The 19,659-nt window shown below is 61.9% G+C and carries 15 protein-coding genes and 1 tRNA gene; 10 read left to right on the top strand and 6 right to left on the bottom strand.

Translation table 11 applies throughout. The annotated features are described in order from the left end of the window. Positions 1–130 precede the first annotated feature (130 nt). Positions 131–631 (top strand): lipoyl synthase, encoded by a 501-nt coding sequence (locus T370_RS0105155; RefSeq protein WP_248604214.1) that lies wholly within the window; start codon positions 131–133, stop codon positions 629–631. Between the two features lie 54 nt (positions 632–685). Further along, positions 686–1,963: a tyrosine-type recombinase/integrase gene (locus T370_RS0105150; RefSeq protein WP_029434973.1), complete on the top strand. Its 1,278-nt coding sequence runs from the start codon at positions 686–688 to the stop codon at positions 1,961–1,963. 343 nt (positions 1,964–2,306) lie between these two features. On the opposite strand, the gene T370_RS0105145 is transcribed toward T370_RS0105150, so the two are convergent. Together T370_RS0105145 and T370_RS0105140 are read right to left on the bottom strand one after the other, a co-directional pair. Then, positions 2,307–4,757: a hybrid sensor histidine kinase/response regulator gene (locus T370_RS0105145; protein WP_248604213.1), complete on the bottom strand. Its 2,451-nt coding sequence runs from the start codon at positions 4,755–4,757 to the stop codon at positions 2,307–2,309. 1,131 nt (positions 4,758–5,888) lie between these two features. Beyond that, positions 5,889–5,965 (bottom strand) — tRNA-Arg (locus T370_RS0105140). A gap of 247 nt (positions 5,966–6,212) precedes the next feature. On the opposite strand from T370_RS0105140, the gene T370_RS0105135 reads away from it, so the two are divergent. From T370_RS0105135 to T370_RS0105100, 7 genes are all read left to right on the top strand, one after another. After that, positions 6,213–7,103 (top strand): tRNA (adenine-N1)-methyltransferase, encoded by an 891-nt coding sequence (locus tag T370_RS0105135; RefSeq protein ID WP_005027486.1) that lies wholly within the window; start codon positions 6,213–6,215, stop codon positions 7,101–7,103. A gap of 15 nt (positions 7,104–7,118) precedes the next feature. Then, the gene (locus T370_RS0105130) at positions 7,119–9,134 is read left to right on the top strand and encodes an ABC-F family ATP-binding cassette domain-containing protein (protein WP_029434971.1); all 2,016 of its coding nucleotides are present in this window, start codon (positions 7,119–7,121) and stop codon (positions 9,132–9,134) included. A gap of 30 nt (positions 9,135–9,164) precedes the next feature. Then, positions 9,165–9,755 carry a TrmH family RNA methyltransferase gene (locus T370_RS0105125; RefSeq protein ID WP_005027481.1) on the top strand — a complete coding sequence of 197 codons (591 nt, stop codon included), beginning with the start codon at positions 9,165–9,167 and terminating at the stop codon, positions 9,753–9,755. Between the two features lie 121 nt (positions 9,756–9,876). Further along, positions 9,877–10,356: a hypothetical protein gene (locus T370_RS0105120; RefSeq protein ID WP_227327809.1), complete on the top strand. Its 480-nt coding sequence runs from the start codon at positions 9,877–9,879 to the stop codon at positions 10,354–10,356. A 452-nt stretch (positions 10,357–10,808) separates the two neighbouring features. Next, on the top strand, positions 10,809–12,881 hold the full coding sequence (locus tag T370_RS0105110; protein ID WP_005027476.1) for a sodium-translocating pyrophosphatase: 2,073 nt from the start codon (positions 10,809–10,811) through the stop codon (positions 12,879–12,881). A gap of 102 nt (positions 12,882–12,983) precedes the next feature. Then, positions 12,984–13,820: a deoxyribonuclease IV gene (locus T370_RS0105105; protein WP_029434970.1), complete on the top strand. Its 837-nt coding sequence runs from the start codon at positions 12,984–12,986 to the stop codon at positions 13,818–13,820. A gap of 181 nt (positions 13,821–14,001) precedes the next feature. Next, positions 14,002–15,180: an iron-containing alcohol dehydrogenase gene (locus tag T370_RS0105100; protein WP_029434969.1), complete on the top strand. Its 1,179-nt coding sequence runs from the start codon at positions 14,002–14,004 to the stop codon at positions 15,178–15,180. 243 nt (positions 15,181–15,423) lie between these two features. On the opposite strand, the gene T370_RS0105095 is transcribed toward T370_RS0105100, so the two are convergent. The 4 genes from T370_RS0105095 to T370_RS0105080 form a co-directional block, all read right to left on the bottom strand. Continuing rightward, positions 15,424–15,714 carry a hypothetical protein gene (locus tag T370_RS0105095; protein ID WP_005027470.1) on the bottom strand — a complete coding sequence of 97 codons (291 nt, stop codon included), beginning with the start codon at positions 15,712–15,714 and terminating at the stop codon, positions 15,424–15,426. A gap of 109 nt (positions 15,715–15,823) precedes the next feature. Beyond that, positions 15,824–17,251, bottom strand: a complete 1,428-nt coding sequence (locus T370_RS0105090) for a sodium:solute symporter family protein (protein ID WP_029434968.1) — start codon at positions 17,249–17,251, stop codon at positions 15,824–15,826. After that, positions 17,244–17,393, bottom strand: coding sequence for a hypothetical protein (locus tag T370_RS24810; RefSeq protein WP_155802199.1), 150 nt, complete (start codon positions 17,391–17,393; stop codon positions 17,244–17,246). Before T370_RS24810 ends, T370_RS0105090 begins: the two co-directional genes overlap by 8 nt. A 256-nt stretch (positions 17,394–17,649) precedes the next feature. After that, the gene (locus T370_RS0105080) at positions 17,650–18,075 is read right to left on the bottom strand and encodes a nucleotidyltransferase substrate binding protein (protein WP_005027465.1); all 426 of its coding nucleotides are present in this window, start codon (positions 18,073–18,075) and stop codon (positions 17,650–17,652) included. Between the two features lie 170 nt (positions 18,076–18,245). Between T370_RS0105080 and T370_RS0105075 the strand changes: the two genes are divergently transcribed. Continuing rightward, a complete protein-coding gene (locus T370_RS0105075) occupies positions 18,246–19,643 on the top strand; it encodes a TolC family outer membrane protein (RefSeq protein ID WP_034505797.1) in 1,398 nt (465 codons plus the stop codon). Positions 19,644–19,659: the final 16 nt, after the last annotated feature.

The raw sequence follows: 19,659 nt of genomic DNA, 5'->3' as shown, positions 1-19,659 counted from the left end.
GGCTCTGTAGCGCATCACTCTGCCAGCTCCCCGCTTCCCGATCTCCTCCCCCCGTCCAAGCTCGGAAAGGCTTTTACCAATATAAAATGTCTAATCATAGTAGATTGTTATGACCATCCCTCAGCTTCATATGTATGATTTGAAGACTGGCGAGTACACTGGCAGCCGTGATGCCACTCGGCGTCCCAATGGCGAGTATATGCTGGAGGCGACCGGTGCGACGCCCGTTGCTTTGCCTGCCGACATTCCTGCGGGGCACATTGCCCGCTGGACCGGGGACGCGTGGGAGGCGGTGGAAGACCATCGCCAGCATATGGACGAGCGCGGCCGCAAGGAAGGCGGGACGCCTTACTGGCTTCCCGGCGACACGTGGCGTTCCGAGCCCCGGTATACGGAGGAGCTTGGCCCGCTCCCTACGGAGGCGCTTTTGGCGAAGCCGGAAAAGTCGGCCGAGGAGCTGGCGCAAGAAGCGCAGGCGAAGATAAAGGGGCGGCTTGCGGCGCTTGACGCAAAGTACCTGACTCCCCGCACCCTTGCGGGCCTGGCCGTCGGCGACGAGTATGCCCTTGAGCAGTGGCGGGCGCATGAGGCCGAGGCCGAACCGTTCCGGATCCAGCTCGCGGCGCTGTAGACCTGCCTTCCTCCTGTACTGTATGCATTCCGTAAACAATACAGGAGGATCGCAATGGGTTTGCGTTTCGTGGAATATCGCCGTCGGCAATGGGTTCTCAGGTACCGTGATCCGTGGAGCGGCAAGCAGCGCATCAAGAGCTTTTCGACTGAAGGCGAGGCGCGGCAGTTCGAAGCCGTACAGGCCGAGATGCATATCCGCGAGCGGGAGCTGATGCGCCGGGCGAAGCGGCGCATGTCCTCGGCATCGGCGACAAAGGCCACGGTCGCGGAGCTCCTTGAGCGGTATGCGGGGACACTGGAAAACCCCACCACAAGGAGCACGACGACGCAGCATGCCGAACCGCTGACGGCCATTTTCGGCCACCGCCGGGCGCACTGCGTCACTTGCGACGATGTGCTGGCCTGGTGCGAAGTGCAGCGCCAGCGCGGGGTGGGGCAGTCCACCGTGCACCGCCGCGTGAGCATCCTGCGGGCGGCGTACGGATGGGCGGTACGGGCGCGTCTGCTGCTTTCCAACCCGTTGGTATCGCTGCGTATCGCCAAGCCCAAAGCCCAGCGTATCGCGCCGCCGTCCGTCAAGGAGGCGCGTCTGCTGTACGACGCGGCGGCCCCGCATATCCAGCGGGTCATCGTGCTCGGCATGGCGACCGGGGCGCGCATAGGCCCGAGCGAGCTTTTCCGGCTCCGCTGGTCCGATGTGGACGTCGGAACGGGCGTGATCAGGATGCCGAACGCGCACAAGGGGGCGGGGGAGGAATCCCGCGACGTGCCGATCCGGGACGACGTGCTTGGCCTGCTCAGGCGGTGGCACGAGGAGGACAGGCAGACCGGGTGCGCTTATGTCATTGCCTATAAAGGGCGCCCCGTCCGGAGCATTTCCAGCGGCTGGCACAACGCCCTGCGCCGGGCGGGCATCGCGCGGCGCATCAGGCCGTATGACTTGCGGCACGCCTTCGCCTCGCTGGCGCTTGTGTACGGGGCGGACATCAAATGTGTGGCGGAGACTATGGGGCACAAGAACATCACGATGCTCCTGAGCGTCTATCAGCATACCCTTTTCGAACAGCGCAGGCGGGCCGTCAACGCCGCGCCGGGGCTCTTTTCGGGCACGGGCGCGAAACGGGGCAAGAAAAAACGCCTCCCGCCCGGCAGGGGGAAGGAGGCCAGCGCGTTCTTCGAACCGGCCCCGGAACGCCGGGCGGCGCCTCCGCACGACGCGGCGGCCTCATGGGGCGTTGCCGCTTGCGTTTGCGCTGGAACCCGCGCGGCGGACAGGACGGATGCCGGGACTCCGGACGCACGGCAGCCGGACGGAAGCGGGGCGGGATGAGCGGGGATTCCCGGCGGGGTGGCCGTTTTGGCGCGTTGCCCCGCTTGCCTGAAGGTCCTTTGATGCCGGGGAAGCTTGCGGCGGCAGGGGCGGCTTGGGGCTGAACAGCCCACGCCACATCTTGGAAGCACCCGGGGCCTCCCGCGCAGGGGCCGCATTCGCCTCTTGCCGGGCTTTTCGGCCCCAAGCCGAGCCCTCACGCGGCGGGCCGTATGCCGGAATCCCCACGGCGGCCCGTTCCGCCAATGCGTTCATGCGGTCTTGGTTCGGACAGGGCGGGGCGTCAGCGCCGGGCCGGGGGAGGACAAAGGAGATAGGCAGCCGTCCCCATGCGGGGTCCCCCTCATGCCCCGGCTGGTTTCGCTTGATCCCGCAAGGAGGCGATCAGCACCTGATACAGGCATTCGGGGTCGATCGGTTTGGAGATGTGGCTGTTCATGCCCGCCGACAAGGCCGAAACAACATCTTCATGGAAGGCGTTGGCGGTCATGGCGATGATGGGGATCGCCTGCGATTCCGGCGAATGGGACGCGCGGATGGCGGCCGTGGCCGCGTAGCCGTCCAGCACAGGCATCTGGATATCCATGAGTATGGCGTCGAATGTTCCGGGGGCGGACGCCGTGAAGATGTCCACCGCTATCTGCCCGTTCTCGGCGCATGTGAAGGACACTCCCTTCATTTTGAGGATTTCCTCAGTGATTTCGCGGTTCAGCTCGTTGTCTTCCACCAGCAGCACGTGACGGCCGCGCAAACTGGGCGCTTGGCCCTCCGTGCCCGGTTCCAGTTCCGCCGCAGCGGAGGCGGGTTTCTTTTGCGATACGGCGGAGAGCGTATGATAGAGGGCCGAAGAGAAGAGGGGCTTGGAAAGGAACGCGTTTGCCCCGGCCTCGCGCGCCCGCTGTTCGATGGACGTCCAGTCGTAGGCCGTAATAATGATGATCAGGGTTTCCGGCCCAACCACTTCGCGGATGCGGCGCGTGGCCTCGATGCCGTCCATCTCCGGCATTTTCCAGTCGATGAGGCAGACGTCATAGCCGTTGCCCCGTTCGTGGGCGTCCACGACCTGATCGAGCGCCTCCCGCGCCGTCAGGACCCACTTGGCCGCAATGCCCATCCGCCGCAGGAGGAGGGCCGCATATTCGCAGGTGTCGAGGTCGTCATCGACGACGAGCACTTTCATATCCCGCGCTATCTGCTCTTTTTTCTGGATATGGCCGTTGGGGGGGAGCGCAAGCGGGAGCTCGACGGTGAAGCACGAGCCTTCGTGCTCCTTGCTCCGTACCCCGATGGTGCCGTTCATGAGCGTGACAAGGTTGTGCGTGATGGCGAGCCCAAGCCCCGTCCCCCCGTACTTTTGTGAAATGGAACTGTCCGCCTGCTCAAAGGGTTTGAAGAGCCGCTTTTGGAAGGCTTCGCTCAACCCGATGCCGGTATCGCTTACGGTGAAGCGCATCAGCACGCCGCCGTTTTTGCGTTTCTGGCTGACCTCAAGCTTGATGGAGCCGCCTTCAGGCGTGAATTTCCTGGCGTTTGAGAGCAGGTTCAGCAGGATCTGGTTGATGCGCAGGGGGTCCCCCACCAGCCTTTCCTCTTCGATGCCGGACAGCGCCACGCTGAAGTGCTGCCCCTGCGATTCCGTCTGGGGATACATGATGGAGACGATGGAGTCGATCAGCTTGGGGAGATCGAATTCCTCGTGGTGGACGGCGAGTTTCCCGCTTTCTATCTTGGACATGTCCAAAACGTCGTTGAGCAGCGACATGAGGTGCTTGGAGGAAAAGCTGATCTTATGGAGGCAGTCGGCCACCCGCCCGTGGTTCTGGATATGGGCGGCGGCGACTGTCGCCATCCCGATGATGGCGTTCATGGGGGTGCGGATTTCGTGGCTCATGCGGGAAAGGAAGTCGCGTTTGGCCGTGTTGGCCTGCTGCGCGCTCTCCAGCGCGTCCTTGAGCGTTTGCCGCGTTTCCACCTCGCGGGTGCGATCCGACAGGGACACGACGTACCGGATGGTGCCCGCGTTTTCCTTTACCGGGTACAGGTGAAGGTGCATGAAGCGGTCTTCGCCGATCAGGGTATCCTTCATCGAAAAGTCGCATCCCTTCGGCGCATCGAACGGAGCCAGCTTAGCGAAATCGTCAAGCACTTTCTGATTCGCTGCCGAAAGCCGGGAATGCAGGATGCTGATATCGTTGTTTCCAAGGCCGAGTATGCGGTCGGCGTTTCCGCTGACATACTCTATGCGCCTGTCCCGTACATGGTAAATGATGAAGACGTCGTCTATGTTGTTGCACAGGAGAGCGAACAGTTTTTCCCTGTACGCGATGGCCTGTTCGGCCTTTTTTTGGAGCTTGTGAAAAAAGAAGGCGACGGTCAGGATAACCAAGATCAGGAGGAGGGAGCCGATTATCGCCGTGTTGACGGTAAAGGAAGATTGCTTTTCCGTTTCAAGGAGTCTCTGATTGGTAAAATTGATGATTACTTTGATGGAATCCTTGACCGCCTGATAGGCAGGTTCAACCTTTGTATCGAGGTACGCGAGTATTTCCTCTTCCGTATATGAAGAGGTATGGGAAATCCCTTGCAGCAGAACCTTGTGGAACCTGTCCGTAGCATTGAAGAGCCTTTCTATATGCTCTTCGGGCCCCCGGTAGCGGTCTTTTATTTTATCCCTGTCCGCTTTGTGCAGAAGAAAGCGTTCATGGATGATGAGCGCAATTTCTTTTTTATCGGATGTTCCGCCAAGCAGCAAGTTGCGGTAAAAGAAATTCGTATCAATGGTCCTCGAATTCATTGCACGGGCCGTATTGGACACGGTATAGGGATACCTGTATATGCTGGAAATTTTTTCCTTGATATCGGAGAGCAGGAATATATTCACCCCAGTGAACAGGATGGACAAGGTACATGTTGTCAATATTCCCCAAAATGAATAGCGCATCTTTTGCATGAATTCGTTTTTCCTTGTGATAGTACATAATCACCATAAGTATCACAGTTTTATCTTTTCTATATACACTGTAGCCATGCCCAGTGCAACTCATGAAATGATAAAGAAATAAGACATCCTTGAAAATCGAAAAAGGGTTTTCGGAATAGCGGGTTAGCATTCTATCTTGTGGATGGGCTGTTTTTTGTGTCCCAATATGGTATGAAATGAAAAATATACTATCCAGATAATGTGATATTTACTATTTTTTGATAATAGATATGAAATGGCGGGCCATATTCTGTCAGTGTGTCTTATTTCCGATCTTCGGCAGAAGGTGATCCGGTAGAGGGCAAGTTGCCGGGTGCGCGGGGGCCGGGATAGGCCGGAGAGGGGGCCGCCCTTCAGGCCGTGGGGAGTAGGCATGGGATTGCGGGTGTATCTCCGCAAAAGCGCTTGAATGGGGCCGCCCCCGGCGGGGGACGGATGCGGGCCGTGCCCCTGTTCCGGCTTCTTGAGGCTACCCCGGCCCGTGGGGACTGATGGCCGGCGCGTGTACGCCATGCCGCCGTTCCTGAGGGGCACTCCCGCCGTGGGTCCGGACGGGCGGAGTTTGCCCGCTGTCCGGGGAGGGCAGAGAGGGGCTGGCTGCGATCTCCGAAGTGCATCATGCCGCGCACGTCAGCCGTCGGCGTCCATTCTTCCCAGACGTGCTCGATGGCGTCTTGCAGCTCCAAGAAAAAGGAAGCACCCGCAAGTTCCCTAGGCCGTGGGGTGCGGAGGCTGCATGAGCCTCGCCCTGAGCAAGGGAACGTGCGGGCGCACATTCGGGATGGCAAACCAGAGTGGCGGCAGGGCCATTCTGTGCCGAAAAAGGGCCTCGGGACGCCATCATATGGATAAGACTGGCCGCAAAACGGGTAACCAGTGGTTGACCAAGGCCGGAAACGACAAAGAGGATACATACGCTATGGCATGTATCCTCTTGAAATCTATTGGTGCGCCAGGGAGGAATCGAACCCACGGCCCGCAGCTTAGAAGGCTGCTGCTCTATCCAACTGAGCTACTGGCGCAAATATGACAGCGACAATCTATAAAGCAAGGCTTCCCCGAGGTCAAGCCTGATCTGGCGCGTTTTGCAAGGCTTGGGAAGGGCGGGCGGCATGGCCCGGAGCGGGCGGGGCATCCCGGCGAAGAATTCACGGGCGGAAAGGGGCGTCCGCCATTGCTTTCAGGTTGACTGTGGGCTATCCCCTCTGTACGCTTCGGCGCGTTTGGAGTATGGCCTTTACTTTTAGCGAATGAAACCAAGGAAAATTCATGCCCGCATACGGAGATCTCGTTATTATTGTTACCCCCAAGGGGAAGCGGAGCTTGCGCCGCGTTGATGAAAATCAGGACATGCACACGCAGGACGGCATCCTGCGCATGGCCGATGTGGTCGAAGCGCCGTTCGGTTCCGAAGTCTGCACGACGCTCGGCGTGCCGTACCGCATCCAGAAGCCTACGCTGAACGATATCGTCAAGGGCGTCAAACGCCAGACGCAGATCCTCTATCCCAAGGATATCGGGTACATCTGTATGCGTCTCGGCGTGGGGCCGAACCGCACGGTCATCGAAGCGGGCACCGGATCGGGCAGCCTGACCGTGGCCCTGTCGTGGTTCTCCGGCACGACCGGAAAGGTGCATACGTTCGAGGCCAGGGAGGAATTCCACAAGCTCGCCCGGAGGAACCTGGAGTGGGCGGGGGTGGGGCAGAACGTGACCATGCACTGTCAGGACATCGCGGAAGGCTTCGGCGACGTGACCGGCGCGGACGCCCTGTTCCTTGATGTGCGGACGCCGTGGGATTATTTGAAGCACATCCCCGCCGCCGTGACGCCCGGCGCTGCGCTGGCGTTCCTCCTGCCCACCGTGGATCAGGTCGGCAAGCTCCTCCTCGGGCTGGAGCAGGGGCCCTTCGACGACGTCGAAGTCTGCGAAATCCTCGTGCGCCGCTGGAAGCCCATCGCGGATCGCCTGCGCCCCGAAGACCGCATGGTGGCCCATACCGGTTTTCTCATTTTCGCCCGCCATCAGGAACGCTCGGCGAAGTGGGACGAATGCCGCACCGCGTCGCTCGGCACCCGTGAACGCAAGCAGGAAGCCGCGCGCCGTGAGCGTCTGGGGCTGGACGGCATGGAGACGGCCTCCGAACAGATCGACGAATAGCATTCCCATCGTATTATGAAAATAACAATCCAAAATCTTTCCAAGGCGTTCGGCGGTCGGGACATCTTCTCCGACTTCTCTCTGGACATCGACTCCGGTGTCCGCTTGTGCGTGTGCGGGCCCAACGGCTGCGGCAAGTCGACGCTCATCCGTATGCTGGCGGACGCCGATGCCCCGGATTCCGGGCGCATCATCATGCCGCGCGGCTGCCGTGTGGGGTACGTGCAGCAGGATCTGGACGAGGCCGTGCTGGACACGCCGCTGCTCGAATGGGTGGTGGACGTCCTGCCGGACTGGCATGACTTCTGGTCCGCATGGGAAGCGGCGGCGGCCTCCAAGGACGAGGCCGCGATCGCGCGCCTCGGTGCGCGGCAGGCCGAGCTTGAGGCCCTGTACGGCTACAATCCCGAGCACAAGGCACAGGCCGTGCTGTCCGGTCTGGGATTCGACGAGGGCAAGTGGCACCTGCCGATCAAGCAGCTGTCCGGCGGCTGGCGCGAGCGTGCAAAGCTGGCCCGGGTGCTGGTCGCCGGGGCCGACGTCCTGCTGCTCGACGAACCGACCAACCACCTCGACATCGAGGCGGTGGAATGGCTGGAAGATTTCCTCATGGATTACAAGGGGGCGCTGGTCTTCGTGGCCCACGACCGCGTGTTCATGGACCGGATCGGGACGCACGTGCTGTACCTCGGCGGCTCGAAACCTGTTTTCCGCAAGGCGACGTTCAGCCAGTTCGTGGAATTGCAGGAAGAGCTTGAGGAGCAGAGGGAACGCGAGGCCCAGCGCCTGAACGCCGAAATCGAGCGCAAGATGGATTTCGTGCGCCGTTTCGGGGCCAAGGCGACCAAGGCCCGCCAGGCCGGATCGCGCCAGAAGATGGCGAAGAAGCTTGAGAAGGAGCTGGAAGGCTTCCGCCCGGAAGCCAAGCGCAAGGAACTCAGCTTCAAGTGGCCCGAGCCGCCCAAGGCCGACAAGACCATCCTGTCCGTGGCCGATCTCGCGTTCGCCTTCCCGGACGGCGTGAGCCTCTGGCCTCCGCTGACGTTCACGATCTACCGTGGCCAGCGCATCGCCCTCGTGGGGCACAACGGCTGCGGCAAGTCGACGCTGCTCAAAATCCTCGCGGGCCGTCTGGAGCGCAAGGGCGGGACGCAGGTCATGGGCTCGCTGGTCAAGATGGGCTACTACAGCCAGCACCAGACGGAGCTCCTGAACAGCTCGGGCACGGTGCTCGGCGAAATCCGGCGGCTTTCCGATCCCCGGATGACGGAAGAGGAGCTCATGAGCGTCCTCGGGCTGTTCCTGCTCGGGCAGAACTACTTCGACCGGCAGGTGAGCAGCCTGTCCGGCGGCGAGCGCAGCCGCCTCGTGCTGGCGTCGCTGTTCCTCGCGCGCGCCAACTTCCTTGTGCTCGACGAACCCACCAACCATCTGGATCTCGAAAGCCGCGAGGCGCTGGTCGAGGCGCTGAACGCCTTTGACGGGACGCTGCTGATGGTGGCCCACGACCGGTATCTGCTTTCGGAAGTGGCTGACGAGGCGTGGTCGATGGCCGGGGACGGGATCACCGTCTATAAGGAAGGGTTCGCCGAATACGACGTTGCGCGGCGCGCGGCGCTGGCGGCGTCCAAGGCCGGGAAGGAAAGGGAGAAGGACGCCGGGCGGAAGGCCGAGGGCCCCGTCCCCGGCAAGGCGCTGGACCGGGAAGAGCTGAAGCGCCTCAAGCGCGAGCAGGCCGAGCAGCGCAATGCCCTCTATAAGAAGATGCGCCCCAAGCAGGAGGCGTATGCCAAGCTGGAAACGCAGCTTGAGGCGTTGCTGACGGAGCAGTCGGACGTCGAGGCCGCGCTGGCCGACCCCGAGGTGTACGCCGACGGGAACAAAACGACGGAACTGCTGAAGAAGTTCAGCCAGTTGAAGGAATCAAGCGAACAGGCGCTGGAGAAGCTCGGCGAACTGGAAGCCGAGCTTGCGGAACTGGAAGCGCAGCGCGCCGCCTTGTCGATGAACGGCGGCGGGGATGAATTGTAGGCGTTCAGCCTGAAGAGTAAGGAGAATCTTGTGGCCAGAGAAATCACCGAGCGCCGCCGGGCCAAGCTGGAACGGGTACTGCGCTGGCGTCAGAAGGATCTGACGCTGGTGTTGGCGAATATTCACGATCCGCATAATGTTTCGGCCATCTACAGGAGCGCCGACGCGTTTGGGGTTGCGGCGCTGCACCTCTATTATACGGATACGGCGTTCCCGGAGCTCGGCAAGAAAAGTTCCGCGTCCGCCCGCAAGTGGGTGGAAAGCGTCCGGCACCGCAGCGCCGAGGAACTGTATGCGGCGCTCAAGGCGGGCGGGCATCAGATCCTCGCCACGAGCTGCACGCCGGAATCGAAGCCCCTCGGGGCCTACGACTTCACGAAGCCCACGGCGGTCATCATGGGCAACGAGCACAGCGGCGTTCCCGCCGAATTGAACTCGCTGGTGGACGGCGAGGTGTACATCCCGATGTACGGCATGATCCAGAGCTTCAACGTCTCCGTCGCCGCGGCCGTCATCCTGTCGGAAGCCTCGCGCCAGCGGGTGCAGGCGGGCATGTACGACCGCCCGAGCTACCCGCCGGACGAGCTCGCCGCCCGCCTCGAGGCATGGATAGAAAAATGAGCCGGGTCTGTCATTGACCTTTCTCCGTTCTATTGGGTAGAAGAGGGGGAAGGCTTGGGGAAAGCGGGTCCCCCGGCCCGATGGGAACGGTCGGAACATGTCCTGCAAGATGGGGAACTTCATGAATCTTCGCGTGTTCGCTTTGCTTGGCGTCCTGCTGCTTGCCGGGTGTTCGGGGCTGTCCGTGCGGCATCTCCCGAGCAATCCGTGGAAAAATGAGGCGTCCCAGAACATCCAGATGCGTTACCTCGCCTTCCAGTATCAGGTGATACCGGTGGGCAATGAGCTTGGAATCGTTGCGGAAGCCTATCCGGTCATCGACAAGCTGCCCGACTGGGCCTCGTGGTACGGCGAGATCATGCTGAGCGTCTACGTTTCGGACGAGTACGGCAGGGTCCTTGCCTCCAAGGACACCGTGCTGGTTCCCCGCCCGCTGAACCGCGAAGCCGGGCTCCCGCTTGAAGTCAGCCTCGATCTGGGGACGAACCGGCATCAGCCGCTTTCGATCTCCTTCGGATACCGTCTGGTGCTTACGGACACGCAGCCCGACGGCACGGCGGGGCGGCGGATGCTGGTATCGGAAAGGGCGCTCGAAAAATAGGCGTTCCGCATATGCCATACGGAAAGGGGCTGGCCGGTGTTGACGGCTTGCCCCTTTTTATGCGAGGAGAGGCGGCTGTTTGTCCCGGCGAGAGGGGCATCGTGATGCCGGGATGCCGTTTTTTGTGAAAACGGCCGTATCGTTTCGGATGGGGAAGGGGGCTCAAAGGGGGCCGGGCAAGGGTTGGAAGGCCGAAAAGCGGCTGGCGGAAGGGGTTTTCGCGGTATCCGGCCCTGATTTTTGCTTGCCAGTGCTCTTATTTTTGAGTAACATTTTCCGATTCCATTGATATGGTCAGTGTTTTTGAGATGCTGTACCTCATACGAGCTTCCCGGTTTCGGCCGGAGGCTCGATTGCGCGTTTTTCCGGCATACCGCGTCCGCCGGAAGGCGCGATGCGGAGGGGGGAGCGTCCTTTGTTCACTTTTAAAAAGCGATATGCGGGGTTCTGAGATGTTCTCATTCATCGTGGTATTGGCTTGCGGGCTGTTCGCCCTCTACTATGCGTATGATACCTCCAAGCGCGTCTTCTCCGCCGGTACCGGCACGGAAGAAATGCAGAAGATTGCCGGCGCTATTCAGGAGGGCGCTCAGGCGTACCTGAACCGTCAGTACAAAACCATCGCCATCGTGGGCGTGATCGTGGCCGTGCTTCTGGCTTGGGCCCTTTCCGGCCTTGTGGCGCTGGGCTTCGTGCTTGGCGCGGTGCTGTCCGGCGTCGCCGGCTACATCGGCATGAACGTTTCCGTGCGTGCCAACATCCGTACCACTGAAGCCGCCCGTCAGGGCATGACCCCCGCCCTCAACGTGGCCTTCCAGGCCGGCGCCGTGACGGGTCTGCTGGTCGTGGGCCTCGGCCTGCTCGGCGTGGTCCTCTACTATGGCCTGCTGACCATGTTCGGCGTGGAACAGAAGACCATGCTTGAAGCCCTCGTGGCCCTCAGCTTCGGCGCTTCCCTCATCTCCATCTTCGCGCGTCTCGGCGGCGGCATCTTCACGAAGGGCGCCGACGTGGGCGCCGACCTCGTGGGCAAGGTCGAAGCCGGCATCCCCGAAGACGACCCGCGCAACCCCGCCGTCATCGCCGACAACGTGGGCGACAACGTGGGCGACTGCGCCGGTATGGCCGCCGACCTCTTTGAAACCTACGCCGTGACCGTGGTCGCCACCATGCTGCTCGCCGCCATCTACTTCACCGGCGAACTCCAGCACCTCATGATGATGTACCCCCTGCTCATCGGCGGCGTGTGCATCCTCGGCTCCGTGTTCGGCACCAAGTACGTCCGCCTCGGCTCCGACAACAACATCATGAAGGCCCTGTACCGTGGTCTGACCGTCGCCGCTCTGGCTTCCGCCGGTCTCATCATCGTCGTGACCTTCCTGCTGTTCTGGGGCGCTCCTGAAATGCAGATCCAGGGCAAGACCTTCGGCGTGGGCAACCTGCTGATGTGCTCCCTGACCGGCCTCGTGATCACCGCCGCGCTGGTGTGGATCACCGAGTACTACACCGCCACCGCGTTCCGCCCCGTCCGCAGCATCGCGCAGGCTTCCACCACCGGCCACGGCACCAACGTCATTCAGGGCCTCGCCGTGTCCATGGAATCCACCGCTCTGCCGGTCATCGTGATCTCCATCGGCATCCTGTTCTCCTACAGCAACGCCGGCCTGTTCGGCATCGCCATCGCCGCGACCACCATGCTCGCCCTCGCCGGCATGATCGTCGCCCTTGACGCCTACGGCCCCGTGACCGACAACGCTGGCGGCATCGCCGAAATGTCCAACCTGCCCGGCGACGTCCGCGAAGTCACCGACGCGCTTGACGCCGTGGGCAACACCACCAAGGCCGTGACCAAGGGCTACGCCATCGGTTCCGCCGCGCTCGCCGCTCTGGTGCTGTTCGCTTGCTACACCGAAGACCTCGGCCGCTTCTTCCCCAACCTGAACGTGTCCTTCTCCCTGCAGGATCCCTATGTCCTCGTCGGCCTGTTCATCGGCGGCCTGCTGCCGTACCTGTTCGGCGCCATGGGCATGATGGCCGTGGGCCGCGCCGGTTCCGCCGTCGTGGTTGAAGTGCGCCGCCAGTTCCGCGAAATCCCCGGCATCATGGAAGGCACCGCGAAGCCCAACTACGGCGCCGCCGTGGATATGCTGACCAAAGCCGCCATCCGCGAAATGATCATGCCCTCCATGCTCCCGGTCTTCGCCCCGATCATCGTGTACTTCATCATCGACGCCTTCGGCGGCCAGAGCGCGGCGTTCGCGACCCTCGGCGCCATGCTGATGGGCACCATCGTGACCGGCCTGTTCGTCGCCATCTCCATGACCTCCGGCGGCGGCGCGTGGGACAACGCGAAGAAGTACATTGAAGACGGCCACCACGGCGGCAAGGGTTCCGATGCGCACAAGGCCGCCGTTACCGGCGACACCGTGGGCGACCCCTACAAGGACACCGCTGGCCCGGCTGTTAACCCGATGATCAAGATCATCAACATTGTGGCTCTGCTGCTGCTTCAGGCCCTTGCCTAAGCCTTAGAGTCTCAGGTCCATTATCGCGAAGCGCCCCGGTGGGATTGACCGCCGGGGCGCTTTGTGTTTTTCATACAGGATAGCCATTCAGGAAGGGTCGTCATGCTGCATATCGGGTGTCACTTGTCCAGTTCCAAAGGGTACCGCCACATGGGGGAGGACGCGCTCTCCATCAAGGCGGATACGTTCCAGTTTTTTACGCGAAACCCGAGGGGCAGCAAGGCCAAGAAGGCGGACCCCAAGGACGCGGAAGCCCTGCGCGGCCTGATGGAGGAGCACGCCTTCGCGCCCGTTCTGGGGCACGCGCCCTATACGCTGAACGCGTGTGCCCTTGATGAGGGGCTGCGGGCGTTCGCGCGGGACGCCATGCGCGAGGACGTGATGACGCTGGACACGTATCTGCCGCATCTGCTGTATAATTTTCATCCCGGCAGCCATGTGGGGCAGGGGATCGACGCGGGCATGGCGCTCATCGTCGAACTGCTGGACGCGATCCTGCGTCCGGAGCAGACCACCCGCGTCCTGCTGGAAACCATGCCCGGCAAGGGGACCGAGGTCGGAAGCCGTTTCGAGGAGCTGGGGCACATCCTCCGCTCGGTATCGCTGGGCGACAAGATGGGCGTGTGCCTCGACACCTGCCACGTCTATTCGGCTGGATATGATATCGTCAACGATCTTGACGGGGTGCTGGAGCAGTTCGACCGGCATGTCGGGCTGGGCAAGCTGTACGCCATCCACCTGAACGACAGCCTGATGCCCTTCGCCAGCCGCAAGGATCGCCACGCCCGCATCGGCGAAGGGACCATCGGGCTGGAGGCGATTGCGCGGATCATCAACCATCCCGCCTTGAGGCACTTGCCGTTCTATCTGGAAACGCCCAATGAGCTTCCCGGCTATGCCCATGAAATCAGCGTATTGCGGGCCGCATGGATTGAATGACGACGGATGCGGCGGCCCCCACGCCTTCTCCATCCATTACGGGAGGCCGGCACGCCGCCTTGCCCCGGTCGGGTTCGTCCCACAAAAAGAGGTCAGCCCCCTTGACTTCGCGCTTTCGTGAAGCACTCTATACTTCGTTCACCGTGCGCTTTCGCACTGTCCATTCATCAGGGAGAATCATATGAAATTCACGTATTCCATTCCCACCAAGATCCTGTTCGGCCCCGGCAGCTTCAACGATCTCGCCACGACGCCCCTGCCGGGCAAGAAAGCGCTCGTCGTCATCACCGCCGGAAAATCCATGCGCGCGAACGGCTATCTCGATCGCCTCATCGACATGCTGGACAAGCAGGGCATCGGGCACGCGCTGTTCGACAAGATCCTGCCCAACCCGGTGCTCCGCCATGTCCATGAAGGCGCGGCGCTGGCCCGCGAGCAGGGCTGTGACTTCGTGATCGGCCTTGGCGGCGGCAGCTCCATCGACTCCGCGAAAAGCATTGCGGTCATCGCCAAAAACCCCGGCGACTACTGGGATTACATCTCCGGCGGCTCCGGCAAGGGGCAGCCGCTGGTGAACGGCGCCCTGCCCATCGTGGCGATTGCGACCACGGCGGGCACGGGCACGGAAGCCGACCCGTGGACCGTCATCACCAAAGAGGACACCAACGAGAAGATCGGCTTCGGCTGCGCGGAAACCTTCCCCGTGCTCTCCGTAGTGGACCCGGAAATGATGCTGACCATCCCGGCGCACCTGACCGCCTATCAGGGCTTTGACGCGTTGTTCCACGCCACGGAAGGGTATATCGCGAACGTCGCCACGCCGCTCAGCGACGCCTATGCGCTGAAAAGCATTGAACTCCTCGCCAAATATCTGCCCGCCGCCGTGAAGGACGGATCGGATCTGGAAGCCCGCACGCAGGTGGCGCTGGCAAGCACGCTTTCCGGCATGGTCGAGTCGACCTCCTGCTGCACGTCCGAACACGGCATGGAGCACGCCCTGAGCGCCTTCTATCCGAAACTGCCGCACGGCGCGGGGCTGATCATGCTTTCCGAGGCGTACTATTCGTTCTTCGCCGACAAGGCCCCCGAACGGTTCACGGCTATGGCCAAGGCCATGGGCGTGGTGACGGGGCACCTGCCGGAGGCCGAGCGCCCGATGGCGTTCGTCAAGGCGCTTGTGGAATTGCAGAAGGCGTGCGGCGTCGACGGCCTGAAGATGTCCGACTACGGCATTACGAAGGAAGACATGGCCAAGTGCGCGGCCAACGCGCGGCATACGATGGGCGGGCTGTTCGAGCTTGATCCCTACGCGCTGTCGCTCGACGAAACCACGCAGATCATGATGAACGCCTACAAATAAGCGGGCGGGACGCACAAAAAAAGCGCGGGCCATGCCGCGCTTTTTTTGTGCCCATGCCGGACGTTGCGCCCCTGAACCCTATGGCGGTTCAAAGGGAATCGGTTTCACGGAACGCGCTGAACGGATTCGATCCGCACGGAATTTCTTGAAGGGCAGGGCGATCCCCTTCGGCGGACTTGAGGAAGGAAAAACGCGTAAGACTCCCCCTTCCCAACGCCTTCCCGCCCGTCCCCCAACAAGCCGCTAGCGGGTACCGGCTTGTTGCTTTTCGATCCAGACGAGGAGTTGCTTGCAGAAGGTTTCGATGGCCTCTTCCGTGATCTCCTTGCCTTCTGTGATGGTGTATTGGTTCATGAGCAGGGCGGGCGTCGCGTTTGTGAAGCCTTGCCGGGCGATTTCAAGCCCGCAGCCTACGCAGGTGATGCGGGCTTCGACAGCGTGCTGTTTCAGGTGGCGGCGCAATGACCGCTCGGTTTGCGCCATGCGCGGGCCGTTCAGATCCAGAATGCGGATATTGATTTCAGGCTGACTCATCAGAGCGATCCTTCACGTTGAGCGTTTCCCTCCGCTATAGCGCTTCGATGGGGCGTCCGCAACCGTCGGGGCTGGCGGTGGGGCCTTCCACGCCGCCAGCCCCGGAATATCAGGCCTCCTGTTCCAAAGCCGGGGATTCGGACAGGGCGGAAACCGTGATCCAGCCTATCCATGAGAAGAGGAAGCCGATGAAGAAGGGCGGGATGCCCGCGGCTACGGAACCGAGCTGCGGCCCCCAGATGGAGGTGGGCCCGTAGGCGATCAGATACCAGGCGAGGCAGGAGAAGAACCCGCACGCGGCGCTGGCCCATGCTGCCCCGGCGTTGCGGCGTCCGAAGCGCACAAGGGCGACGTAGGGCACCAGCGCCATTGCGCCGACGATGCTCCAGCTGGTGGTGCAGAGCAGGGCGACGAGCTGCCCCTTGATCTGGGCGCAGCCGCCGCTGACGAGCACGCAGATGGCGATGCCGGTGAACCACGAAAGCCGGTTGCTGGGCCGCCCGCGCAGGTCCTCGGACAGGGCGGAAACCGCGATATGGTAGATGCCGGTGGCCGTGGACAGCGAGGCGGAGACGATGGCCAGTACAAAGATGTGCAGGGCGAACTCGGGGAGCAGCATTTGGACGAGCTTGGGCATGACCTGATCGGGGCTGGCGACTTCGGGCAGGATAAGCCGGGAAAGCGCGGCCGCGAAGTAGGCCCCGCCCACGAGCACCGTCAGGATGAACATGGCGAGCGGCGTGGTTTTCTTGAGCTGGCGAGGATCGGCGATGGCGAAATGGCGCTGCATCATCTGCGGCTGGGCCCACACCGCGATGGAGGTCACGACGACCAGCGAGAGGATGAACAGCCCCCGTTCCCCGCCGGACAGGGAGACGAACCCGTTGTTGGCGAGATCGCTGGGGGGAAGGGCCGCCAGCGCCTGCATACCTTCCCACGGGCCGCCGACCTTGGAGAAGATGGCCCCCACGAGCATGAGCATACCCACGAGCATGACGACGCCCTGCATGGCTTCGGTGTAGAGGACGCCGCGCAGTCCGCCGATGAAGACGGTGAGCCCTACGATGATCGCCACCAGCCAGATGAGCGCCCAGACGGGCACGGGGAGGATCTCGGCCAGCAGGAGCGCCGCCCCCTTGATGACCGCCGAGCCGTATACGCCGAGGAACAAGGCGAAAACAAAGGCCATCGCCCTTGTCAGGCTGGGCGAGCCGTGGCCGAGGCCGAGCAGCTGCGCCGGGGTGCGCGCGCCGAGGCGTTCCTGCCACTTGCGCGTTGGCCACGCCAGGAAGCGGTAGACGGCCCACGTCCCGAACCAGACGTTGCCCGCGGCCACGAGCAGCATTTGCAGGCCGTAGGCATGGGCGAGGCCGCCGAACCCGACGAGCGCCACCGCCGAGATGTAGGTGGCGACATAGGCGAAGGCCTGCACGCCGAATCCTACGGAGCCGCTGAGCACGGCGTCCTTGCTGCGTCCCTTATGCACCAGAAAGGCGAAGACCGCGAAGTAGCCGGCCCAGAGCAGGATCTCAGTCATGGTTGCGCTCCATCCGGCGTTTCGCCGGTTTCACATTGCGGAGGAGCCCGAACAGGGACATCGAAAAGGACACGAACATGGAAACGAGGGCGACTCCAACGGCTCCATCCATAGGCAGGTTGGTCAGGGCGGCAAGCATCACGGTTTCTCCCGGCGGTAAAAAGGTACAAAAAAAGCCACCGGCCCTTTGAGGTCGGTGGCTTGTCCTTACTGAACAAAGCTCAATGTGCTACGGAACGTCTCATTTACGCACAGCACATCCGATCCGGGGCCAGCAGCTGGTGTCCCGAATAATAATAGTAAAAGTGCGCAAACGAAAAGATCATGGTATAACTCCGTGGAAGAGATGTTCCCACAAAAAGGGAGGCTCCGTCAAGGGGGCGGGGCCGCTTTTTTTGTCATTGCTTTCTTTCCCCGGAACAGGGATGCTGGACAAGCCAATCCCGGAGGCGGGCGAGTTCGGGGAGAAAGCGGGATTCCAGTTCCTTCACGGCGGCTTGGAGCGTTTCCGGCGAGTCGTCCCTCGCAAGCTGGCTCCTGCGCGCGAGCATGTCCATCCAGATGTGCCCGTCGAAGATGATCCGCCTCCGCCACGCGGCGGCGAGGACGGCGGGCGGGGTGGGCGTATCGGGAAGGTGCCCGGATGCCGCAAGATGGTCTTTCATCGCTTTCAGGCCCGCGTCGACGGCAAAACGCATACGGCGCACGGCCCCTTCCTGTTCAAGTCCGGAAAGTGGTGATAATAAAAAGGCTTCTTCCAAACGGCTCAACGTTTGGAGAAAATGTTGCAGAGAAGCCGAAGACGGCGTAAAAAGGGATGGCATTACTTTTCCTCTTGACAAGCCCGTAAAGCGGCTTAAACCGTTATTTCGCGCTGTACATCGGTTTTTCCATAGTGTAGTAGATTACTCGGTTTTCTGGCGTCGATAACGCGTTAGGAAAGCCGTTCATTTTTTGTAGAGCAGATTCGTTACAATGGAAAGGGGAATAGTGAATGAAATCTTCGCATTTGAGGATGCTGCTGCTTCTGGGGGCCTTGGGGCTTGCGTGTTCGCCGGAATCGGCCTTTTCTCAGGAGAAGGCCGCCGCTCAGGCATATGCGGGAAAAACGGTCACGGGGGAAATGACCGTAAAGCAAACTGTTGAAGATACGTTGCAGTCGCACCGTGGCCTGAAGGTCATGCAGGAGAACCTTGACGTCGTCCGTCATGAGCTCCGCAGGGCCAAGGCGGGGTGGGGCCCGAGCGTCGACGCCGTGGGGCGTACCGGTGCCAGCCGGTTGAGCAATACGACGACGCGCCCTTTGAACGCCGATAAGGACATGTACGGGGCCAACAGCATCAGCCTTACGCTCACGCAGCCGCTGTGGGACGGTTTCGCCACGCGCAGCCGTGTCCGCACGGGCGAAGCGACGGTCGATTCCATGACCTACCGCGTCCTCGACAACGCCACGTCGTTCGCCCTGGACGCCATCATTGCCCATGTGGACCTGCTCCGCCGCCGCGAGATCCTGCAGCTTGCCAAGGATAACGTGAGGCAGCACGTGGAGATCCTGGACTCCCAGAAGGAGCGCGTGGAACTCGGGGCCGGCTCCTCCGCCGACGTGACCCAGACCAAAGGCCGCCTGGCCCGCGCCCAGAGCACGCTCACCGATGCCGAGGCCTCGCTCCGGGAAGGTGAGGCTTCCTACATCCGTTTGACCGGGAAGCCCGTGCCCGCTTCGCTGGCTGAAGTGTATGTCCCGGAACCCATGTATACCGGTTATGACGCCGTGATGGAGGTCGCCGACAAGAACAACCCGAAGCTGAAGGCCTATATGTCCGACATCAAGGCCGCGCGCGGGGAAAAGGAACTGGCTGAATCCGCCTACCATCCCAAAATCAATTTTGAAGTCGGCCCCTCCTACTCCGACCGCAGCGGCCCCGGCAGCCAGTGGACTTCCGGCATGGACGCCGGGCTTGTCATGCGCTGGAACCTGTTCAACAGCGGGGCGGACAAGGCCGGAACCGAAGCCGCCGAGTCGCGCACGAGGATGGCCACGGAGACGCTGTATAATTTCCACGACGAACTGGCTCTGGAAATCGAAAATACATGGACCCGGTATCTGGCGGCCAAGGAACAGAAGAAGTATTATGAGGAAGCCATCGGCTACAACACGGCGACGCGCGACGCGTATCTCGAGCAGTTCAAGCTGGGCGAAAGAAGCCTGCTCGACGTGCTTGATGCGGAAAGCGAGCTTTTCAACTCGTCCACGCAGTACACGACAGCCAATGGCAACGTGGTTGTAGGCGCGTACAGACTGTATGCCCTCACGGGCATGCTGCTTCCCGAACTGGGCATCAAGGAAGATCCGCTTTATGAATCGCCCAGAAATCAGCAGGAAAAGCGCTAGGTTCCTGCGTTGAGAG

This window comes from Bilophila wadsworthia ATCC 49260 (assembly GCF_000701705.1).
Classification (GTDB): Bacteria; Desulfobacterota; Desulfovibrionia; order Desulfovibrionales; family Desulfovibrionaceae; genus Bilophila; species Bilophila wadsworthia.
Note: the sequence above shows the minus strand (reverse complement) of the source record. Positions and strands in the feature narration are given on the sequence as shown.